This is a genomic window from Ruegeria pomeroyi DSS-3, from assembly GCF_000011965.2.
Classification (GTDB): domain Bacteria; phylum Pseudomonadota; class Alphaproteobacteria; order Rhodobacterales; family Rhodobacteraceae; genus Ruegeria_B; species Ruegeria_B pomeroyi.
Map to the genome: position 1 here is coordinate 2,440,512 of NC_003911.12, position 17,594 is coordinate 2,458,105.

At 65.2% G+C, this 17,594-nt stretch carries 21 protein-coding genes; 8 read left to right on the forward strand and 13 right to left on the reverse strand.

Going from position 1 to position 17,594, the window contains the following annotated elements:
• Window positions 1-53: 53 nt before the first annotated feature.
• Both SPO_RS11675 and SPO_RS11680 read right to left on the reverse strand, forming a co-directional pair.
• On the reverse strand, window positions 54-476 hold the full coding sequence (locus SPO_RS11675; RefSeq protein ID WP_011048020.1) for a DUF6314 family protein: 423 nt from the start codon (window positions 474-476) through the stop codon (window positions 54-56).
• Complete coding sequence (locus tag SPO_RS11680) at window positions 473-805, reverse strand: hypothetical protein (protein WP_044028344.1); 333 nt, start codon at window positions 803-805, stop codon at window positions 473-475. Before SPO_RS11680 ends, SPO_RS11675 begins: the two co-directional genes overlap by 4 nt.
• Window positions 806-893: 88 nt before the next feature.
• Here SPO_RS11680 and purB point away from each other — a divergent pair, with 88 nt between their 5' ends.
• The 6 genes from purB to SPO_RS11705 all read left to right on the forward strand — a co-directional run bounded on the left by purB (window position 894) and on the right by SPO_RS11705 (window position 6,271).
• Window positions 894-2,198 (forward strand): adenylosuccinate lyase, encoded by a 1,305-nt coding sequence (gene purB / locus SPO_RS11685; protein ID WP_011048022.1) that lies wholly within the window; start codon window positions 894-896, stop codon window positions 2,196-2,198.
• A 102-nt stretch (window positions 2,199-2,300) separates the two neighbouring features.
• Window positions 2,301-2,465, forward strand: coding sequence for a hypothetical protein (locus tag SPO_RS23105; RefSeq protein WP_158454173.1), 165 nt, complete (start codon window positions 2,301-2,303; stop codon window positions 2,463-2,465).
• A 94-nt stretch (window positions 2,466-2,559) separates the two neighbouring features.
• Window positions 2,560-3,114: a tetratricopeptide repeat protein gene (locus SPO_RS11690; RefSeq protein ID WP_011048024.1), complete on the forward strand. Its 555-nt coding sequence runs from the start codon at window positions 2,560-2,562 to the stop codon at window positions 3,112-3,114.
• 67 nt (window positions 3,115-3,181) lie between these two features.
• On the forward strand, window positions 3,182-4,306 hold the full coding sequence (locus SPO_RS11695) for a flagellar motor switch protein FliG (protein WP_044028346.1): 1,125 nt from the start codon (window positions 3,182-3,184) through the stop codon (window positions 4,304-4,306).
• Between the two features lie 174 nt (window positions 4,307-4,480).
• Window positions 4,481-5,335 (forward strand): DMT family transporter, encoded by an 855-nt coding sequence (locus SPO_RS11700; protein ID WP_044028348.1) that lies wholly within the window; start codon window positions 4,481-4,483, stop codon window positions 5,333-5,335.
• Between the two features lie 9 nt (window positions 5,336-5,344).
• Entirely contained in the window at window positions 5,345-6,271 is a 927-nt protein-coding gene (locus SPO_RS11705) for a lysophospholipid acyltransferase family protein (protein ID WP_011048027.1), read from the forward strand.
• Here SPO_RS11705 and SPO_RS11710 read toward each other — a convergent pair whose 3' ends face one another.
• Window positions 6,272-6,970 (reverse strand): DUF1223 domain-containing protein, encoded by a 699-nt coding sequence (locus tag SPO_RS11710; protein WP_044029246.1) that lies wholly within the window; start codon window positions 6,968-6,970, stop codon window positions 6,272-6,274.
• Between the two features lie 251 nt (window positions 6,971-7,221).
• Here SPO_RS11710 and acnA point away from each other — a divergent pair, with 251 nt between their 5' ends.
• Window positions 7,222-9,912: an aconitate hydratase AcnA gene (gene acnA, locus SPO_RS11715; RefSeq protein ID WP_011048029.1), complete on the forward strand. Its 2,691-nt coding sequence runs from the start codon at window positions 7,222-7,224 to the stop codon at window positions 9,910-9,912.
• A 212-nt stretch (window positions 9,913-10,124) separates the two neighbouring features.
• Window positions 10,125-10,409, forward strand: coding sequence for an antibiotic biosynthesis monooxygenase family protein (locus SPO_RS11720; protein ID WP_044028350.1), 285 nt, complete (start codon window positions 10,125-10,127; stop codon window positions 10,407-10,409).
• A 68-nt stretch (window positions 10,410-10,477) separates the two neighbouring features.
• Here SPO_RS11720 and SPO_RS11725 read toward each other — a convergent pair whose 3' ends face one another.
• The 10 genes from SPO_RS11725 to yajC all read right to left on the reverse strand — a co-directional run bounded on the left by SPO_RS11725 (window position 10,478) and on the right by yajC (window position 17,515).
• Window positions 10,478-11,017, reverse strand: a complete 540-nt coding sequence (locus SPO_RS11725) for a DsbE family thiol:disulfide interchange protein (RefSeq protein ID WP_011048031.1) — start codon at window positions 11,015-11,017, stop codon at window positions 10,478-10,480.
• Window positions 11,010-11,168 (reverse strand): heme exporter protein CcmD, encoded by a 159-nt coding sequence (gene ccmD / locus SPO_RS11730; RefSeq protein ID WP_193385765.1) that lies wholly within the window; start codon window positions 11,166-11,168, stop codon window positions 11,010-11,012. Before ccmD ends, SPO_RS11725 begins: the two co-directional genes overlap by 8 nt.
• Entirely contained in the window at window positions 11,165-11,938 is a 774-nt protein-coding gene (gene ccmC, locus SPO_RS11735) for a heme ABC transporter permease CcmC (RefSeq protein WP_011048032.1), read from the reverse strand. The genes ccmD and ccmC overlap by 4 nt, the downstream gene beginning before the upstream one ends.
• Window positions 11,939-11,983: 45 nt before the next feature.
• Entirely contained in the window at window positions 11,984-12,640 is a 657-nt protein-coding gene (gene ccmB / locus SPO_RS11740; RefSeq protein ID WP_011048033.1) for a heme exporter protein CcmB, read from the reverse strand.
• The gene (gene ccmA, locus SPO_RS11745) at window positions 12,637-13,251 is read right to left on the reverse strand and encodes a heme ABC exporter ATP-binding protein CcmA (RefSeq protein WP_011048034.1); all 615 of its coding nucleotides are present in this window, start codon (window positions 13,249-13,251) and stop codon (window positions 12,637-12,639) included. Before ccmA ends, ccmB begins: the two co-directional genes overlap by 4 nt.
• Before the next feature lie 139 nt (window positions 13,252-13,390).
• Window positions 13,391-13,744 (reverse strand): Mth938-like domain-containing protein, encoded by a 354-nt coding sequence (locus tag SPO_RS11750; protein WP_011048035.1) that lies wholly within the window; start codon window positions 13,742-13,744, stop codon window positions 13,391-13,393.
• Between the two features lies 1 nt (window position 13,745).
• Complete coding sequence (locus SPO_RS11755) at window positions 13,746-14,501, reverse strand: sulfite exporter TauE/SafE family protein (RefSeq protein WP_011048036.1); 756 nt, start codon at window positions 14,499-14,501, stop codon at window positions 13,746-13,748.
• 69 nt (window positions 14,502-14,570) lie between these two features.
• On the reverse strand, window positions 14,571-15,539 hold the full coding sequence (gene secF / locus SPO_RS11760; RefSeq protein ID WP_011048037.1) for a protein translocase subunit SecF: 969 nt from the start codon (window positions 15,537-15,539) through the stop codon (window positions 14,571-14,573).
• A 1-nt stretch (window position 15,540) separates the two neighbouring features.
• Entirely contained in the window at window positions 15,541-17,202 is a 1,662-nt protein-coding gene (secD, locus tag SPO_RS11765) for a protein translocase subunit SecD (RefSeq protein WP_011048038.1), read from the reverse strand.
• A 28-nt stretch (window positions 17,203-17,230) separates the two neighbouring features.
• Window positions 17,231-17,515, reverse strand: coding sequence for a preprotein translocase subunit YajC (gene yajC / locus SPO_RS11770; RefSeq protein WP_044028353.1), 285 nt, complete (start codon window positions 17,513-17,515; stop codon window positions 17,231-17,233).
• Window positions 17,516-17,594 lie beyond the last annotated feature (79 nt).

The window sequence follows — 17,594 nt, forward strand, 5'->3', positions numbered from 1 at the left end:
GGTATTGGCGCACAGAAATGCCCTGTCCGCGCCCGCGCCGCAAGACGTTTACGCTATCGCCGCCGAAAATCGGTGACCATCTCGTAATCCTTGCGCGGTCCGTTGACCGACCATCTGACCCGCCATAGCGGCCAGCGGCCAAAGTCATAGCGCGCATCATAGCTGTCGGGCGGGCAATCGTGATGATCGCCCGGCTCTGCTTGACCCAAGGTTAAGTGGTGGAAAAACCTGCCGTCTTCGAAATGAATGGCGATGCCGCCCGGACCCGGACGCCACAGATAGCGGCGGGTGCCGTGAAAGGGCGGCTGGCCCGGCATGAACAGCGTCACCTGCTCGTCATAGGTCAGCCCGCTCTCGCTGCGGCGCAGCGTCGCGCCCCCTTCGGCGCGCAGTTTCTGCCCCGCCAGACGGTCGTCGATGACGCGATCCAGCAGCCAGTCGCCCACAAATTCTGCAATGTCCTGCGGCAGGGTCATTCGGCATAGGTCCCGTCGGTGATATCGCCCCCCTGCCCGACAAAGCGGACCCTGTCGCCATCGCTGGCCACCGTGTAACAGGCCCAGAGATCGGAGGGCGGCCAGAGCGAGCAGTAAAGATCGCCGCGCAGGCTCCATTGGCCCAGGCTGGGCCGATCGGTCACATAGACCGTCCCGCCCGAGGCGTCAAAACTCTGCCGCGCCCCCCCCTCATAGACCAACACCCGTCCCACCAGCGCGGCGCGTATCTCGTCTCCGGCCAGCGGCATGAACCCATCCGCCACCGCCCAGGTGGGCACAGCCGCCAAAATCAGGGCAAACCGTCTCATATTTCCGCTCCTGCCTTGTCCCGCGATGCGGCTGGGTCTATGACCCGCGCCAACAGGTCCTGCCAATCACAAAAAGGTGTCGCTGCCAATGATCCCCCGCTACTCCCGCCCCGAGATGGTTGCAATCTGGTCGCCCGAGACCAAGTTCAAGATCTGGTACGAGATCGAGGCGCATGCCTGTGACGCCATGGCCGATCTGGGGGTGATCCCGCGGGAGAATGCCGAGGCCGTGTGGAAAGCCAAGGATGTGGAGTTCGACGTGGCACGCATCGACGAGATCGAGGCCGTCACCAAACATGACGTCATCGCCTTTCTCACCCATCTGGCCGAACATGTGGGCAGCGAAGAGGCACGTTTCGTGCATCAGGGCATGACCAGTTCGGACGTGCTGGACACTTGCCTGAACGTGCAGCTGGTGCGGGCCGCCGACATCCTGCTGGAGGGCGTCGACAAGGTGCTCGCCGCGCTGAAGAAGCGTGCCTATGAGCACAAGGACACCGTGCGCGTGGGCCGCAGCCATGGCATCCATGCCGAACCCACCACCATGGGCCTGACCTTCGCCCGCTTCTATGCCGAGATGGACCGCAACAAGGCCCGCCTGCAAGGCGCGCGCGACGAGGTCGCCACCGGCGCCATCTCGGGCGCGGTCGGCACGTTTGCCAATATCGACCCGGCGGTCGAAGAGCATGTCTGCGCCAAGCTGGGCCTGCGCCCCGAGCCGATCAGCACCCAGGTCATCCCGCGCGACCGCCACGCGATGTTCTTTGCCACGCTGGGCGTGATTGCGTCCTCGATCGAGAATATCGCCATCGAGATCCGCCACATGCAGCGCACCGAGGTGCTGGAAGGCGCCGAATTCTTCTCGATGGGGCAAAAAGGCTCGTCGGCAATGCCGCACAAGAAGAACCCGGTGCTGACCGAGAATCTGACCGGTCTGGCGCGCCTTGTGCGCATGGCGGTGATCCCGGCGATGGAGAACGTGGCGCTCTGGCACGAGCGCGACATCTCGCATTCCTCGGTCGAGCGCGGCATCGGCCCCGACGCCACCGTGACGCTGGATTTCGCTCTGAACCGTCTGGCCGGTGTTGTCGACAAGATGCTGATCTTTCCCGAGAACATGCTGGACAACATGAACAAGTTCCCCGGGCTGGTGATGAGCCAGCGGGTGCTGCTGGCCCTGACCCAGGCCGGTGTCAGCCGCGAGGACGCCTATACCATGGTGCAGCGCAACGCCCTCAAGGTCTGGGAAGAGCGCGTCGATTTCCGCGAACAGCTGCTGGCCGATGCCGATGTGGTGGCGGCCCTGGGCACCGACGGCATCAACGAGAAATTCGACATGGGCTATCACACCAAACATGTCGACACGATCTTTGCCCGTGTTTTTGGCAACTGACCGCCCAGACGGACATAACCGCTGACACAACGGCGTGAGCCCCCTTTGCGCAAGGGGGGCTCTGCGCTACACTCCTCTCCAATATCAACGGGAGGAGAGATCATGACCCTCAGGACGATATGCTGTGCCGCTGCGCTGGCCCTGGTGCCGGTTGCCTCACTGGCGATGGGCTGTTCCAGCCGTGGCCATGAACAGACCCAATCCTGCGCCCCGGGCATGCAATGGGACGCCGCCTCGCAAGCCTGTGTCGAGGTGATCAACAGCTGATCCCGCGCCGAACCGGCCGGGCGATCCGGGCGCTTGTCAGGGCGTCCGCAAGATTTCTGCGACCCACCCCACAAATGTTACCGGAGTTCCCCTCATGCGTTTCCCGTCCCTTCTTGCCCTGGGCCTGACCCTGCCGCTTGGCGCCTTTGCCGCTGGTGGCGACAGTACCGGTGGCAGCACCTGGACCAACCCGCCCAAGGAGACCCAGACCACCAAGGAATGCAAAGGGGTCAAGGTCTGGGACGACAAGAAAAAGCGTTGCGTGGCGCCCAAGAATTCCGGCCTGGATGCCGATACGCTGTATGACGCGGTGCGCGAGCTGGCCTATGCCGGGCGGCCCGCCGATGCCCAGGGCGTGCTGGCGGCGATGCCGGATCAGAGTGACGACCGCGTGCTGACCTATTGGGGGTTCACCCACCGCAAGCTGGGCGATCTGGACCGCGCGGCCTTTTATTATCAGGCGGCGATCGCGGCCAATCCCGACAATATCCTGGCGCGCAGCTATATGGGTCAGGGTTTTGTCGAGGCGGGCAAGACCGATCTGGCCATCGCCCAGTGGCGCGAGATCACCGCGCGCGGCGGCGAAGGCAGCTGGGCCGAGGTGTCGCTGCGCGAGGCGATCCGCAGCGGGCTGACCTACAGCTACTGAGTTCAGCCTTTCTTTACCGCCGCCCCGGTAATCTGCCTGCGACTCTGATGACGGATGACGCAGGCAGATGCAGGACGACAATGCGCTGATGCCCTTTGACGCCGAGATGTTCGATTTCGACGATGCTCCGGCGGTGACAAGGATGGGCGGCCAGCCGGTGGCCGACGCGCCCCGGCGCGTGCCCCGGCAATTGAGCAATCTGGAAAAGGCGGCCGTGGTGGTGCGGCTGCTGCTCAATGCGGGGGCCGAAATCCCTCTGGAGGAACTGCCCGAGGAATTGCAGGCCCGCCTGACCAAGCAGATGGGGCAGATGGGGCTGGTCGACCGGATCACGCTCGACGCGGTGGCCGAGGAATTTGCCGAGGCGCTCGACGGGATCGGGCTCAGCTTTCCGCATGGGCTGGCCGGGGCGCTCAGCGCCATGGACGGCAAGATCGCCGCAACCACCGCCGCGCGCCTGCGGCGCGAGGCCGGGGTGCGCCAGATGGGCGACCCTTGGCAGCGGCTGCGCGCCCTGCCGCCCGAGGAGTTGGCCGAGATCGCCCAGGCCGAAAGCACCGAGGTGGCCGCCGTGCTGCTGTCGAAGCTCGACACCGCCAAGGCGGCGGCGCTGCTTGGGCAATTGCCCGGCCCGGTGGCGCGGCGCATTACCTATGCGATCTCGCAGACCGGCCGGGTAACGCCCGAAGCGGTGGACCGGATCGGCTGGTCTCTGGCCGCGCAGCTGGATGCGCGGCCGATCCTGGCCTTTGCCGACCGGCCCGAGAAGCGGGTGGGCAATATCCTGAACCAGTCGGCGCCCGCAACGCGCGACCAGATGATGTCGGCACTGGACGAAGAGGATGCCACCTTCGCCTCCTCGGTGCGCAAGGTCCTGTTCACCTTTACCGACATCCCAGCCCGCCTGTCGCCGCGCGATGTGCCTGCCGTGGTGCGGGTGGCCGATCAGGACCAGCTGATCCTGGCCCTGGCCGCCGCCACCGAAGGGGACGAGGCCGCGGTAGCCGAATTCCTGCTTGCAAACATGTCCACCCGCATGGCGGACAACCTGCGCGACGAAATCCGCGACAAGGGCAAGGTCAAGCGCAGCGAGGGCGAGGCGGCGATGACCGCCCTGGTCGGCGTCATTCGCGGGCTGGCGGATGACGGCACCCTGCAACTGATCGACCCGGACGAGGACAGCGAGGACTGATCCCGGCAGGCCGTTTTCCGGCACGGAAAACGGCTCGGAAAGCAGATGCTTTCCGGACCGGAATTTTTGCAAAATTCCGGCAACCCGCCGCACGGTCATGGACAGGCCGGATCCGGGGCGCTATCAGCTTCACATGTTCAGCATTCCACCTCTCCTGCTCCGGCCCGGCTCCAGATGACCGCCACCGCGCGCCAGGCCATCGGCTTCATGGTCCTCGCAATCCTGTGCTTTTCGCTGATGGATGCCTCGGTCAAGGCGCTGGCGCCACGGATCGGCGTGATCCCGGCACTCTGGGCGCGCTATGCGGGGCAGATGCTGCTGGTGCTGCTCCTCGTGCTGCCGCGCCTGCGCCGGGTCATGCGCACCGCCTATCCCCGCCTGCAACTCTTGCGCTCGCTGATGCTGATGTGCGCGACCGGTTTCTTCTTTCTCGGCATCAGTCGCATCCCGCTGACCGATGCCACCGCGCTGATGTCTGTCAATCCGGTCTTCATCACGCTGGGCGCCGCCCTGTTCCTGGGCGAGCGCCTGGGGCCGCGCCGCCTGCTGGGCATCGCCCTGGCCCTGACCGGCGCGCTGATCGTGCTGCGCCCGGGCTCGGACCTGTTCCAGCCCGCAGCGCTCTACCCGCTTGGCGCGGCGACCTGCTATTCGACCTATGCCCTGCTGACCCGTCGCGTCGGCCCGGACGAGGATGTCTGGACCTCGCTCTTTTACACCGGCCTCGTGGGCACGGCGGTGCTGAGCCTGATCGTGCCCACCCATTGGCAGCCCCCCGGCCCCACTGCCTGGGGCCTGATCGCGCTGGTGGCTCTGTTCGGCACGCTGGGCCAGCTCTGCCTGATCCGCGCCTTTTCCCAGGGCGAGGCGGCGATGCTGGCGCCCTATGCCTATTGCGGCCTCGGCTTTGCCGCGATCTGGAGCGCGCTGTTCTTTGGCGAGTATCCCGACCTCTGGACCATTCTGGGCGCGCTTGTGATCGCCGGAGCGGGTCTGTATGTGTGGCATCGCGAGATGCACAGCCGCTAAGAGACCCCGATGCCCGTTGAAAAATCCGAACTCAGCCGAGGCGCGCGCGCCTCGTATTACGCGCAATATCTGCTGCTGCGCGGGCTGATCGGGGGAATGCGTCTGCTGCCCTATGATCGCCGGATCGCCGCCATGGGCCGGTTGATGAGCGCGATTGGCCCGCTGGTGGGGTTCAGCAAGCGCATTCGCGCCAATCTGGAACTGACCTGCCCCGACCTGCCCGAGGCCGAGATCGCACGCCTGTGCCGCGCGGTACCCGACAATGCGGGCCGCGCCATCATGGAGCATTTCTCGCCCGACGAATTCACCCGCCGTCAACAGGGTGCCCGGGTCAGCGGCCCCGGGATCGCGGCCTTTGACGCGGCCATTGCCCGGGGCAAGCCGGTGATGCTGATCACCGCTCATTTCGGCCATTACCTGGCCACCCGCGCCGCGCTTCAGGCGCGCGGCGGCAAGCCGATCGGCTGCCTCTATCGCCGGATGGCCAATCCCTTTTTCAACGAAATCTATGTGGATGCCTTCCTGCGCACGGGCAAGCCGATGTTCGAACAGGGCCGGCGCGGCATGATGGAAATGGTGCGCAGCCTGAAACAGGGCGGCATCATCGCCATCGTCTCGGACCTGCACGCCCATGGCGGCGCCGAGCTGAGCTTTTTCGGCAAGCCCGCGGTCACCTCGGTGCTGAATGCCGAACTGGCGCTGAAATATGACGCGGTGCTGATCCCCTGCTATTCCGTGCGTCAGGAAAACGGGCTGGATTTCGAGATTGTGATGCACGATCCGGTCGCCCATACCGACCCGATCACCATGACCCAGTTCCTGAACGACGATCTGGAGAAGATGGTGCGCCAGCACATGGGGCAATGGTTCTGGATCCACCGGCGCTGGAAACCCTGGCTCGACCTTGGCGCCCAGGACGAGGATGTGCCGGGCTGATCAGTCCACCCGGGCCGCCGCCAGGATCGGTCCCGGCCCCGCCTGCTGCACCAGTACCACCGCCGGCAGATCGCCCGTTGCGGTCAGGCTCAGGCGCCGTTCGCCGCGGCCGTCCCACTGGCCCACCACCTGCCAGCTGTCCACCACATTGGCATAATCCATCTCGCGCCCGGCCAGCTCTCCGCGCCGGATCGAGGCATGGCGCAGCGGCGTATAGCGCACCAGCTGCACCGCATAGGGGCCACCGGGCGCCCCCGTGCCCGGGGTCAGTGTGACGGTGATGTCATCGCCCACGCGGCGCGCGGCAATGCCGACCGGCGCCGGGCGTGCCTTGTGCGCCTCGATCAGCGCCAGCACCTCTTCCTCGCGCGCGCCGACCACATCCTCGACCCCCTGGATGATCATCTGCGGGGTATAGATCATCGAGCGCCCACCGGCGCGGGCATAGGCCTGCTGGCGCAGGGTATGGGCGGGATCGGCATATTCGTCGGCCCAGCCGATATAGTCCCAGTAATCCACATGCAGCGCCAGTCCGATCACATCGTCCCTGCGCGCCAGCCGGTGCATGATTGCATCCGCCGGTGGGCAGGACGAGCAGCCCTGCGAGGTGTAGAGTTCCACCACCACAGGCCCCTCGGCCCGGGCGGCGATGGGCAGTGCCGATGCGGCAAGGGCAAGGCAGAGCGTCAGGGCTTTCATCCGGGTCGGGTCCATCGCTGGGCAAGGGGATGATCCAGTTTTACCGCCCCGCCGATCACAGCGCCAATCAAGGTTTCTTGAACCTGTGGAAACATATGTATACCATTGCATACCGCATCTTGCACCCCCATGTGTGCAATGGTATACAAAAATTGACGCACCCCCCGTCTTGGTGCTTGAACCCAAGGCGGGCGTGATGCAGATAACCCGCAGCGAATCCCATTTCCACGCTCCAAGAGAGGGAGGCCACGATGCCCATCAAGGTTGGACAGGACACCGCCAAGACGCGCCGCACGCTCAGCGTCAATGGCAAATCCATTTCCTATTACTCGATCCCCGCCGCCACCGAGGCCGGTCTGGGGGATTTCTCGAAACTGCCCGCCGCGCTGAAGGTGGTGCTGGAGAACATGCTGCGGTTCGAGGATGGCGGCTTTTCCGTGTCGGTCGACGACATCAAGGCCTTTGCCGAATGGGGCGCCAAGGGCGGCCAGAACCCGCGCGAGATCGCCTATCGCCCGGCCCGCGTGCTGATGCAGGATTTCACCGGCGTTCCCGCCGTTGTCGACCTGGCCGCGATGCGCGACGGCATCAAGGCGCTGGGTGGTGACGCGCAGAAGATCAACCCGCTCAACCCGGTTGACCTGGTCATCGACCACTCGGTCATGATCGACGAATTCGGCAATCCGCGCGCCTTCCAGATGAACGTGGACCGCGAATACGAGCGCAACATGGAGCGTTACCAGTTCCTGAAATGGGGCCAGGGCGCGTTCAACAACTTCCGCGTGGTGCCGCCGGGCACCGGCATCTGCCACCAGGTGAACCTGGAATATCTGGCCCAGACCGTCTGGACCGATACCGATCAGGACGGGGTCGAAGTCGCCTATCCCGATACGCTGGTGGGCACCGACAGCCACACCACCATGGTCAACGGCATGGCCGTTCTGGGCTGGGGCGTTGGCGGGATCGAGGCCGAGGCCGCGATGCTGGGCCAGCCAATCTCGATGCTGATCCCCGAGGTCATCGGTTTCGAGCTGACCGGCCAGATGGTCGAGGGTACCACCGGCACCGACCTGGTTCTGAAAGTGGTCGAGATGCTGCGCGCCAAGGGCGTGGTGGGCAAGTTCGTCGAATTCTACGGCACCGGCCTTGACCGTCTGCCGCTGGCCGACCGGGCAACCATCGCCAACATGGCGCCTGAATACGGCGCCACCTGCGGCTTCTTCCCGATTGACGACAAGACTCTGGCGTACATGCGCAATACCGGCCGCGACGAGGACCGGATCGCGCTGGTCGAAGCCTATGCCAAGGAAAACGGGTTCTGGCGCGATGCCGATTACGCCCCGGTCTATACCGACACGCTGAGCCTGGACATGGGCACCATCGTGCCCGCTATCTCGGGCCCCAAGCGTCCGCAGGACTATGTGGCGCTGACCGATGCCAAGACCGCATTCACCCGCGAGATGGCTGAGACCTTCAAGCGCCCGATGGGCAAGGAAGTCGCGGTCAAGGGCGAAGACTATACCATGGAATCGGGCAAGGTCGTGATCGCCTCGATCACGTCGTGCACCAACACCTCGAACCCCTATGTGATGATCGGCGCCGGTCTGGTGGCGCGCAAGGCCGCCGCTCTCGGCCTGAACCGCAAGCCCTGGGTCAAGACCTCGCTGGCGCCGGGTTCGCAGGTCGTCAGCGCCTATCTGGAGGCCGCAGGCCTGCAAGAGGATCTGGACAAGATCGGCTTCAACCTGGTGGGCTATGGCTGCACCACCTGTATCGGCAACTCGGGTCCGATCCAGAAGGAACTGTCCGAGGCGATTGCCGAGGGCGATCTGGTCGCCACCTCGGTCCTGTCGGGCAACCGCAACTTCGAAGGGCGGATCAGCCCGGATGTGCGCGCCAACTACCTGGCCTCGCCGCCGCTGGTGGTGGTCTATGCGCTGGCCGGCACGCTGGACATCGACCTGACCTCCGAGCCGATCGGCACCGACAAGGATGGCAACGATGTCTACATGAAGGACATCTGGCCCACGCAAGCGGAAATCGCGGAACTGGTCGACAGGACTGTGACCCGCGAGGCGTTCCAGTCGAAATATGCCGATGTGTTCAAGGGTGACGAGAAATGGCAGGCGGTGGAAACCACCGATGCGGAAACCTATGACTGGCCCGCGACCTCGACCTATATCCAGAACCCGCCCTATTTCCAGGGCATGGGCACCGAGCCGGGCACCATCTCGAACATCTCGGGCGCCAAGGTGCTGGCGATCCTGGGCGACATGGTCACCACCGACCACATCTCGCCCGCGGGCTCCTTTGCCACCACCACGCCTGCCGGCAAATATCTGACCGAGCGTCAGGTGGCCCCGCGCGAGTTCAACTCCTATGGCTCGCGCCGTGGCAACCACGAGATCATGATGCGCGGCACCTTCGCCAACATCCGCATCAAGAACGAGATGCTGGACGGCGTCGAAGGCGGCTATACCAAAGGGCCCGATGGGCAGCAGACCTCGATCTACGAGGCCTCGATGGCCTATCAGGAGCAGGGCACCCCGCTGGTGGTGTTCGGCGGCGAACAATATGGCGCCGGCTCCTCGCGCGACTGGGCGGCCAAGGGCACCGCGCTGCTGGGCGTCAAGGCGGTCATCGCCGAAAGCTTCGAGCGTATCCACCGCTCGAACCTGGTGGGCATGGGCGTCATCCCGTTCGAATTCACCGGCGGCGACAATCGCAAGTCGCTGGGCCTGAAGGGTGATGAAACCGTGGCGATCAGCGGGCTGGACACCATCCAGCCCCTGCAAGAGGTGCCCTGCACCATCACCTATGGCGACGGGTCCGAAAAGACCATCACGCTGAAGTGCCGGATCGATACCGCGCCCGAGATCGAATATATCGAGAACGGCGGCGTGCTGCATTACGTGCTGCGCAACCTGGCCAAAGCCAGCTGAGCCTGAGCGAACGGACCGAAGAAAGGGCGCCTTGCGGCGCCCTTTTCCGTTTGCGAGGCGCTGCCCCGCACTCCGGAGTATTTGCGGCGAAATGAAGGGGCGTTCGGGCGCCGCTTGTGGCCCGGCCAATCCGGAGAAATTTCGTATTCCGCAGACAAGTTTAGGCGCTGTTAAACGAATTGACGGAATCTGACCGGGATCAGGAGGCGTCCATGCGTGAAGTTGTCATTGTCAAATCCACTCCTCAGCGCGGGAAATTCAACGCATTTGCGGAGCTGGTTGGAAAGCTGGTCTCCGAAACCCGGGACTTTCCGGGTTGTCTTGGCGCCTATCTGATGCTGGCGCCCGAGCGCAACGAACAGGTGGTCATGCATATCTGGGAAACCCCCGACGCGCTCGAGGCCTATCTGACCTGGCGGGCGGATCGGGGCGATTTCCTGGAGATCAACGAATATCTGGAAGTCGAGCAGGACTTCAAGACCTACCAGCTTGCCTGAGGCGCCGCCCGCGCCCCTTCACTCTGTCGCAAATACTCCGGGGGACCGGGCGGCGGGGGCGGCGCTCCCTATTTCGCCGCGGCCTTTTCCAGCGCCGGTCGGATGGTGCTGTCGATCACCCGCGCGGTGATCGGACCGGCAAAGCGCAGCATGATAGTGCCATCGCCCGCGATCACATAGGTCTCGGGCACGCCGTAGAGGCCCCAGTCAAGCGCGGTGCGTCCTTGTTCGTCACGTCCCAGCGCGGCATAGGGGTTGCCCAGCTCGTCCAGGAAGGCCTGCGCGTTTTCCACCTTGTCCTTGTAGTTGATGCCGTAGACCGGGATACCCTCGCCCGCGAGCTTTTCAAGGCTCGGATGCTCGGCCCGGCAGGGCGCGCACCAGCTGGCCCAGTAGTTGACCAGTTTCACCTTGCCGTCGCGCAGGGTGGCATCGTCAAAGCCCGGCGCGCCGGGAAAGGCGGTCAGCACCAGCGGCGGCGCCGCTTGCCCCTCGCGCGCCGACGGCAGCGCATCGGGGTCGTCGCGGAACATGCCGACAGCCGCCAGCAGAACGAAGGCGCCGAAAATCAGCGGCGGCGCCACCATCAGCGGCGAAATCCTAGCCATTGCGCGAAATCCTTTGTTCGATCTTTTCCATCTCGGCGCGCAGCTTGCGGCCGCGCCGCAGGCTGAGCACCACCAGACCGATCAGCAGCACCAGCGAGGCGCCATAGGCGCTCAGCACCGTGGCGGCATATTTGCCCAGATCGGGGATCATCCGTTTGCCCTTTCCCGTGCGATCAGCGCCTTGATCCGGCGCGCCCGGATCTCGGTTCCGGTGCGGTAAAAGACCAGCGTGACGAACAACAGACCAAAGCCCAGCAGGCACAGAAGCAGCGGATAGGCATAGACATTGCTCACCTTCTCCTCGGTATCGGTGCCACTGACCGCGCCCGCGCGCAGCACCGAAGCGCCCTGATGCAGGCCCTGGTTCCAGAAATAGACCGCATAGCGGCTGAGCACGGCAAAGACCGATCCCACCAGGCACAGGACCGAGGTCAGATCGGCGGCGGTATCGCCATCCTCGATCGCCTCCCACAAGGCCATGTAGCCGAGGTAGAACAGGAACAGCACCAGGAACGAGGTCAGGCGCGGATCCCATTCCCACCAGGTGCCCCACATCGGCTGGCCCCAGATCGCCCCGGTGATCAGCGCGATCAGCGTCATCACCGTGCCCACGGGTGCCGCCGCACGCGCGGCCAGCGCGCTGACATGGTGGCGCCGGATCAGCCAGACCAGCGAGGTGACCAGCATCATGAACCAGACGCTGGTGGCCAGAAAGGCCGCGGGCACGTGGATATAGATGATCTTGACGGTCGAGCCCTGCTTGTAATCGTCAGGCGTGAAGAAAAAGCCCCAGACCAGACCACCCACAAGGGTGATCGCGGTCAGCACCCACAGCGCGGGCAGCACCCGCTCGGTCAGGGCCAGGAACTTGCGCGGGTTGGCATATTCCCAGAGCGCGTTGAGTCTCGTCGATATCGTCATGGGTCCTATCTAGTGCGAAGCGGGGCGGTTCTCAATTGACTTGCGTCAACGCAGATTGACGCGGAGCACAGCGGCGCTGGCAAAGGGTAACAAAGCGATCACGGCGGCGGTGATCCCCGCCAGCATCAGAAGAGGGGTGGCCACCTCCATCCCCGCCGCGCCGCGCCGCGCCACCTCGGCGCCAAAGATCAGCGTGGGCACGTAGAGCGGCAGCACCAGGAGCGACAGCAGCAGCCCGCCGCGTTTCAGCCCCACGGTCAGCGCGGCGCCGAATGTGCCCACCACGCTCAGCGCCGGTGTGCCCAGCAAGAGCGAGACCACCAGCCAGACAAAGCCGGCGGTGGGCAGGTTCAGAAGTACCCCCAGCACCGGCGCGGCCAGCACCAGCGGCAGGCCGGTGGTCAGCCAATGGGCCAGCGCCTTCATCGTCACCACCGCTTCCAGCGGCAGCGGCGCGGTGGCCAGCAGGTCGAGCGTGCCGTCCTCCCAATCAAGCGCCAACAGGCGGTCGAGCGACAAGAGGCAGGCCAGAAGCGCGCCCAGCCACAGCACCCCCGGCGCGATCGAGGACAAGAGCGCCGATTGCGGCCCCACCGAAAACGGCACCAGCACCGTGACGATCAGGAAAAAGGCCAGCCCCAGGCCAAAGCCGCCCCCGGCCCGAAAGGCCAGCACCAGGTCGCGTTTCAACAGGGCGATCACAGGAAATCTCCATCCGGGTCGTCAAGCGGCGCCGGGCGGGCGCGATAGGGGCCGACATCCAGCACCTCGGCGTCCAGCCCCAGGTCGATATGGGTGGCGATCAGGGCCGAACCGCCCTGCCCCAGATGCGCGCGCACCGTATCGGCGAACATCGCAACCGCATCGCGGTCGAGCGAGACGGTGGGCTCGTCCAGCATCCAGATTGGGCGCCCGGTCACTAGCAGCCGCGCCAGGCCCAGCCGCCGCTTCTGCCCCGCCGACAGGTTGCCCGCGTGACGGTCGGCCAGATCGCCGAGCGCAAAACCCTCAAGCGCCGGGGTGATATCCCGCCCGCCAAAGACGGCGGCCCAGAACAGCAGGTTCTCGGTGACGCTGAGCGTGGGTTTCAGCCCGTCGGAATGGCCGGCATAGGCGATCTTGTCCTCAGCGCCCTCGATCCGGCCCGCCAGCGGCGGTTGCAGCCCGGCCAGCGTGCGCAGCAGCGTGGTCTTGCCCGCCCCGTTCGGACCGCGCAGGATCAGCGCGCGGCCGGGGGTGAGCGTGAAACTCAACCCTTCGAGCACGGGAATGCCGCCGCGGGCAATGGCAAGATCGGTGACGGTAAGTGTCATATCCTTCGCTTATCCCATTGGCGCGGGGGGCAAAAGGCGGGATTTGCCGCATCGGGCGCGCGGTGCGCCTTGCGGGCGCGCGCGGGGGGCGCTGCCCCTCGCGCCCACCGGAACATTTGCAGCGAAATGAAGAGCAGGCTCAGACCGGGAGGGCGGCAAGCGCGATGCGGCGCCCCTCGCCCAGGAGAACGTTATAGGTGCGGCAGGCCGCGGGCGAGGTCATCGCCTCGACCCCGAATCCGGCCTGTTCGAGGCTGTGGCGCAGGGGCTGCGGGATATGGGCAACCTCGGCGCCGGTGCCGATGAACAGAACGTCGACCTGGCCCGCCAGCGCCAGCAGCGGCGAGGCGTCCTGATAGCCGGCCCAGGGGCCGGGGCCGGCCGGTCCGGTCAGCAGCGCGCCGTGATGGACCACGCCGCCGACGCGGAAGAAGCCCGGCCCATAGCCATCGACCGGCCGGGCGTCGGAATAGGTCACTTCGGTCAGGCGCATGTCACTCTCCCAGGGTCCAGAACGGCAGCCCCGCCAGCGCCGCGAACAGGATCAGCCCATAGGCGGCGAGGCGATAGGCGCGCTCGTATCCGGGCACAAATAGCGCCGTGCCCAGCACGGTGCCAAGCATATTCGGCACGATCAGCGCCAGACCGGTGACGATCCAGGCCGGATCGAGCCGCCCGGCCAGCCCCATCATCGCCAGCACCATCCAGTCATAGCCGAACAGGAAGAAGGTGATATTGGCCCGGATCGCCGCCGCCGGTTTCGCGCTGGCCATGTAGACGAAGATCACCGGCGGACCCGGCAAACCGGCTACCCCGCCCAGAAAGCCCGAGGCGGCCCCGGTGGCGGTGACCGCGCCGGGGCGCAGCGCGCCATGATAGCGCCATCCCAGCACCAGACCGGCCAGCATGCTCAGCGACACGCCCGAGACCAACAGGCGGAACACGCCGGGATCGAGCAGGAACAGTGTGAACAGCCCCAAAGGCAGCGCCAGCATCGCCCCGAGCAGAAGCCGCGCCAAATCGCCCCGGTCGACGTGGCGCGCGGCGCGCGGCAGCATCGGCAGCGGCCCGACGATATCCATCAGCACCAGCGTGGTGATCGCCGCCACCGGTCCCAGCACGACCCCCGCCAGCGGCATGTAGATCAGCGCGGTGCCGAAACCTGCAAAGCCGCGGGTGCAGCCCGCCAGAAAGGCGGCGGTGATCAGCAGCGCGATCTCGGGCGTGGAAAGAGCGAAGAGAGGATCCATCAGCGGTAACCTGCCCCGACCCCGGCCGCGCCTCTAGCGCCAAGCCGGGATCGGGCGTGGTACCAGATCTCAGGCGTCGATATCGGCGAACTGGTTGCCCGAGGTATTGGTGGGCTTGGACCAGTCGCGCTTGACGCCCAGCCACAGCAGGATGGTCGAGGCCACGAAGATCGACGAATAGGTCCCCACGATGATGCCCCAGATCATCGCAAAGACAAAGCCGCGGATCACGTCGCCGCCCAGCACGTAGAGCGAGACCAGCGCCAGCAGCGTGGTGATCGAGGTCATCAGGGTCCGGCTCATCGTCTCGTTGATCGACAGGTTCAGGACCTCTTTCAGGTCCTTCTGCTTGTACTTGCGCAGGTTCTCGCGGACCCGGTCGAACACCACCACGGTATCGTTCAGCGAATAGCCGACAATGGTCAGCAGCGCGGCGATGATGGCCAGATCAAATCGGATCTGAAGCTCGGAGAAGATGCCGATGGTCAGCACCACGTCATGCACCAGCGCGGCCACCGCGCCCAGGGCGAACTGCCATTCGAAGCGCAGCCAGATATAGACCAGCACCGCCAGGATCGCGAGGGTGACCGCCAGGATCGCGGTCTGGATCAACTCTCCCGAAACCTTGGGGCCGACGGATTCGACCGAGACGAACTTGATGTCCGGGGCAACGCTGCGCAGGGCCTCCTGCACCTTGGCGATGGTCTCGGACTTGACCGCCTCGGCCTCGTCCTGGGCCTGAATGCGGATCATGGCCACGTTCTCGTCAGGGCCGAAAGTCGGGTCGAACACCTCGGTGATCGTGATATCGCCCAGGCCCAGCGGGTCGAGCGCGCCGCGATAGAGGCCCACATCGACGGCTTCGGTGCTTTCGGTGCGCACCGTGGTGCCGCCGCGAAAGTCGATGCCGAAATTCAGGCCCTGGATCAGGAACGAGGCAAAACCGACCAGAACCAGCAGGGCCGAGATGCCCAGCCAGATCCGCCAGCGGCTGAAGAAATCGAACGAGGTATCGTCGGCAATGAGTTTCAGGCGCATGTCAAACCTCGATCGTCTTGGGACGGCGGCGTTCGAACCAGGTCACCACCAGCAGGCGGGTGACAAAGATCGCGGTGAAAACCGAGGTGAGAATGCCCAGCCCCAGCGTGATGGCAAAGCCCCGGACAGGGCCCGAGCCCATGGCGAACAGGATCACCGCCGTGATGAAGGTGGTGATGTTGGCGTCCAGAATGGCGCTCAGCGCCTTTTCATAGCCCAGTTCGATGGCCCGTGCCGGGCCCTTGGCAGTCTTCAGCTCTTCGCGGATGCGCTCGAAGATCAGCACATTGGCGTCCACCGCCATGCCGACCGTCAGCACGATACCGGCGATACCCGGCAGGGTCAGCGTGGCGCCGATCACCGACAACAGGCCAAACAGCAGGCCCACGTTCACGATCAGTGCGATATTGGCGAAGATGCCGAACAACCCATAGCTGGCCCACATGAAGCCCAGCACCGCCACGAATGCAACCACGGTCGCGACCTTGCCCGCGTCGATGCTGTCCTGGCCCAGTTCCGGGCCGATGGTCCGTTCCTCGAGGAACTCCAGCCCCGCAGGCAGGGCACCGGCGCGCAGGAGAACGGCCAGATTGGTGCTTTCCTCGACGGTGAAATTGCCGGTGATGATGCCCGAACCGCCCGGAATGTGGCTCTGGATCACCGGGGCACTGATCACCTCGCCATCCAGCGTGATGGCAAAGGGCGCGCCGACATTGTCGCGGGTGTAATCGCCGAATTTGCGCGCGCCCGAGGTGTTGAAGCGGAAGTTGACCGCCGGGCGGCCGTTCTGGTCAAAGGCGGGCTGGGCGTCGACCAGTTCCTCGCCGGTGACCACGGGGGCGGCTTCGATGGTGTAGAACACGCCCTCTTGATCCAGCGAGGGGGCCAGTTTCTCGCCCACGCCGACACGGGCATTGGCATCGGTTCCGCGCGAGATCACCGGGTTGAAGGTGAGCTGGGCGGTGGTGCCGATGATCTCTTTCAGTTCCGAGGCGCTGCCGATGCCGGGCACCTGAATCAGGATGCGGTCGGCGCCCTGACGCTGGATGGTGGGTTCGCGGGTACCGACCTCGTCGATGCGGCGGCGCACGATTTCCAGCGCCTGGCGCACGGTGCGGTCATCGGTGGCAAGGCGCTCGGCCTCGCTGAGGGTCACGATGACCTCGTCGCCCTCGCCGCGCACCTCGATATCGTTCGATCCGGCCCCGGTCAGGGTCTGGATCGGGCGGGCCAGCCCGCGCACCAGTTCCAGCGCGCGGCTCATGCCCTCGGGCTGGCTGATCTTGACCCGGATCTCGTCCGGTTTCGAAGGCTGCTTGCGGATGGTGCCGACGGTGTCGCGCGCATCGCGCAGGCTGTTGCGGATTTCCGGCCACATGGCGTCCATCCGGGCGGCATAGACATCCGAGACCTTCACCTCGGCCAACAGATGCGCACCCCCGCGCAGGTCGAGGCCAAGATTGACCAGCGAAGACGGCATGAAATCGGGCCATTGCGCGGCCGTAGCCGTCAGCTCGGGCGTTTCGCCGCGCAGCTCGATCGCGGCGCGGGCATCGTTGCTCTGTTCAACGCGGGTATAGAACGCGTTCGGCAGGGCCAAAACCAGCCCGCCGATACAGACAAGCCAGATCAGGACCCGTTTCCAGGTATCTATTTGCAGCATGACCCTGCCTTTTTTCGCCTCGTTCGGCTCAGTTCGCCGGTTCGGTCTTGTTCAGCACCTGCGCGATGGTCGACTTGACCACGCGCACCTTGACGCCCTCGGCGATCTCGACCTCGATCTCGCCGTCTTCCTTGACCTTGGCGACCTTGCCGATCAGCCCGCCCTGGGTGATCACCTGATCGCCGCGACGCAGCGCGCTGACCATGGCCTGATGTTCCTTGACCTTCTTCTGCTGCGGCCGGATCAACAGGAGATACATGATCGCGAAGATCAGAATAAGCGGGAGAAACTGGGCAATTGCGCCACCATCCATGGGACATTCCTTTGTGCTGAGTGACGGGGAACAGCCCCGCGAAATTTCCGGGAACCTATGCGCAGAACCGTGGCATTGC

What these genes read in the sequence shown, in the direction of transcription:
- SPO_RS11675 (WP_011048020.1), bottom strand. Translation starts at nt 476, where the DNA reads ATGACCCTGCCGCAGGACATTGCAGAATTTGTGGGCGACTGGCTGCTG.
- SPO_RS11680 (WP_044028344.1), bottom strand. Translation starts at nt 805, where the DNA reads ATGAGACGGTTTGCCCTGATTTTGGCGGCTGTGCCCACCTGGGCGGTG.
- purB (WP_011048022.1), top strand. Translation starts at nt 894, where the DNA reads ATGATCCCCCGCTACTCCCGCCCCGAGATGGTTGCAATCTGGTCGCCC.
- SPO_RS23105 (WP_158454173.1), top strand. Translation starts at nt 2,301, where the DNA reads ATGACCCTCAGGACGATATGCTGTGCCGCTGCGCTGGCCCTGGTGCCG.
- SPO_RS11690 (WP_011048024.1), top strand. Translation starts at nt 2,560, where the DNA reads ATGCGTTTCCCGTCCCTTCTTGCCCTGGGCCTGACCCTGCCGCTTGGC.
- SPO_RS11695 (WP_044028346.1), top strand. Translation starts at nt 3,182, where the DNA reads ATGCAGGACGACAATGCGCTGATGCCCTTTGACGCCGAGATGTTCGAT.
- SPO_RS11700 (WP_044028348.1), top strand. Translation starts at nt 4,481, where the DNA reads ATGACCGCCACCGCGCGCCAGGCCATCGGCTTCATGGTCCTCGCAATC.
- SPO_RS11705 (WP_011048027.1), top strand. Translation starts at nt 5,345, where the DNA reads ATGCCCGTTGAAAAATCCGAACTCAGCCGAGGCGCGCGCGCCTCGTAT.
- SPO_RS11710 (WP_044029246.1), bottom strand. Translation starts at nt 6,970, where the DNA reads ATGAAAGCCCTGACGCTCTGCCTTGCCCTTGCCGCATCGGCACTGCCC.
- acnA (WP_011048029.1), top strand. Translation starts at nt 7,222, where the DNA reads ATGCCCATCAAGGTTGGACAGGACACCGCCAAGACGCGCCGCACGCTC.
- SPO_RS11720 (WP_044028350.1), top strand. Translation starts at nt 10,125, where the DNA reads ATGCGTGAAGTTGTCATTGTCAAATCCACTCCTCAGCGCGGGAAATTC.
- SPO_RS11725 (WP_011048031.1), bottom strand. Translation starts at nt 11,017, where the DNA reads ATGGCTAGGATTTCGCCGCTGATGGTGGCGCCGCCGCTGATTTTCGGC.
- ccmD (WP_193385765.1), bottom strand. Translation starts at nt 11,168, where the DNA reads ATGATCCCCGATCTGGGCAAATATGCCGCCACGGTGCTGAGCGCCTAT.
- ccmC (WP_011048032.1), bottom strand. Translation starts at nt 11,938, where the DNA reads ATGACGATATCGACGAGACTCAACGCGCTCTGGGAATATGCCAACCCG.
- ccmA (WP_011048034.1), bottom strand. Translation starts at nt 13,251, where the DNA reads ATGACACTTACCGTCACCGATCTTGCCATTGCCCGCGGCGGCATTCCC.
- SPO_RS11750 (WP_011048035.1), bottom strand. Translation starts at nt 13,744, where the DNA reads ATGCGCCTGACCGAAGTGACCTATTCCGACGCCCGGCCGGTCGATGGC.
- SPO_RS11755 (WP_011048036.1), bottom strand. Translation starts at nt 14,501, where the DNA reads ATGGATCCTCTCTTCGCTCTTTCCACGCCCGAGATCGCGCTGCTGATC.
- secF (WP_011048037.1), bottom strand. Translation starts at nt 15,539, where the DNA reads ATGCGCCTGAAACTCATTGCCGACGATACCTCGTTCGATTTCTTCAGC.
- secD (WP_011048038.1), bottom strand. Translation starts at nt 17,202, where the DNA reads ATGCTGCAAATAGATACCTGGAAACGGGTCCTGATCTGGCTTGTCTGT.
- yajC (WP_044028353.1), bottom strand. Translation starts at nt 17,515, where the DNA reads ATGGATGGTGGCGCAATTGCCCAGTTTCTCCCGCTTATTCTGATCTTC.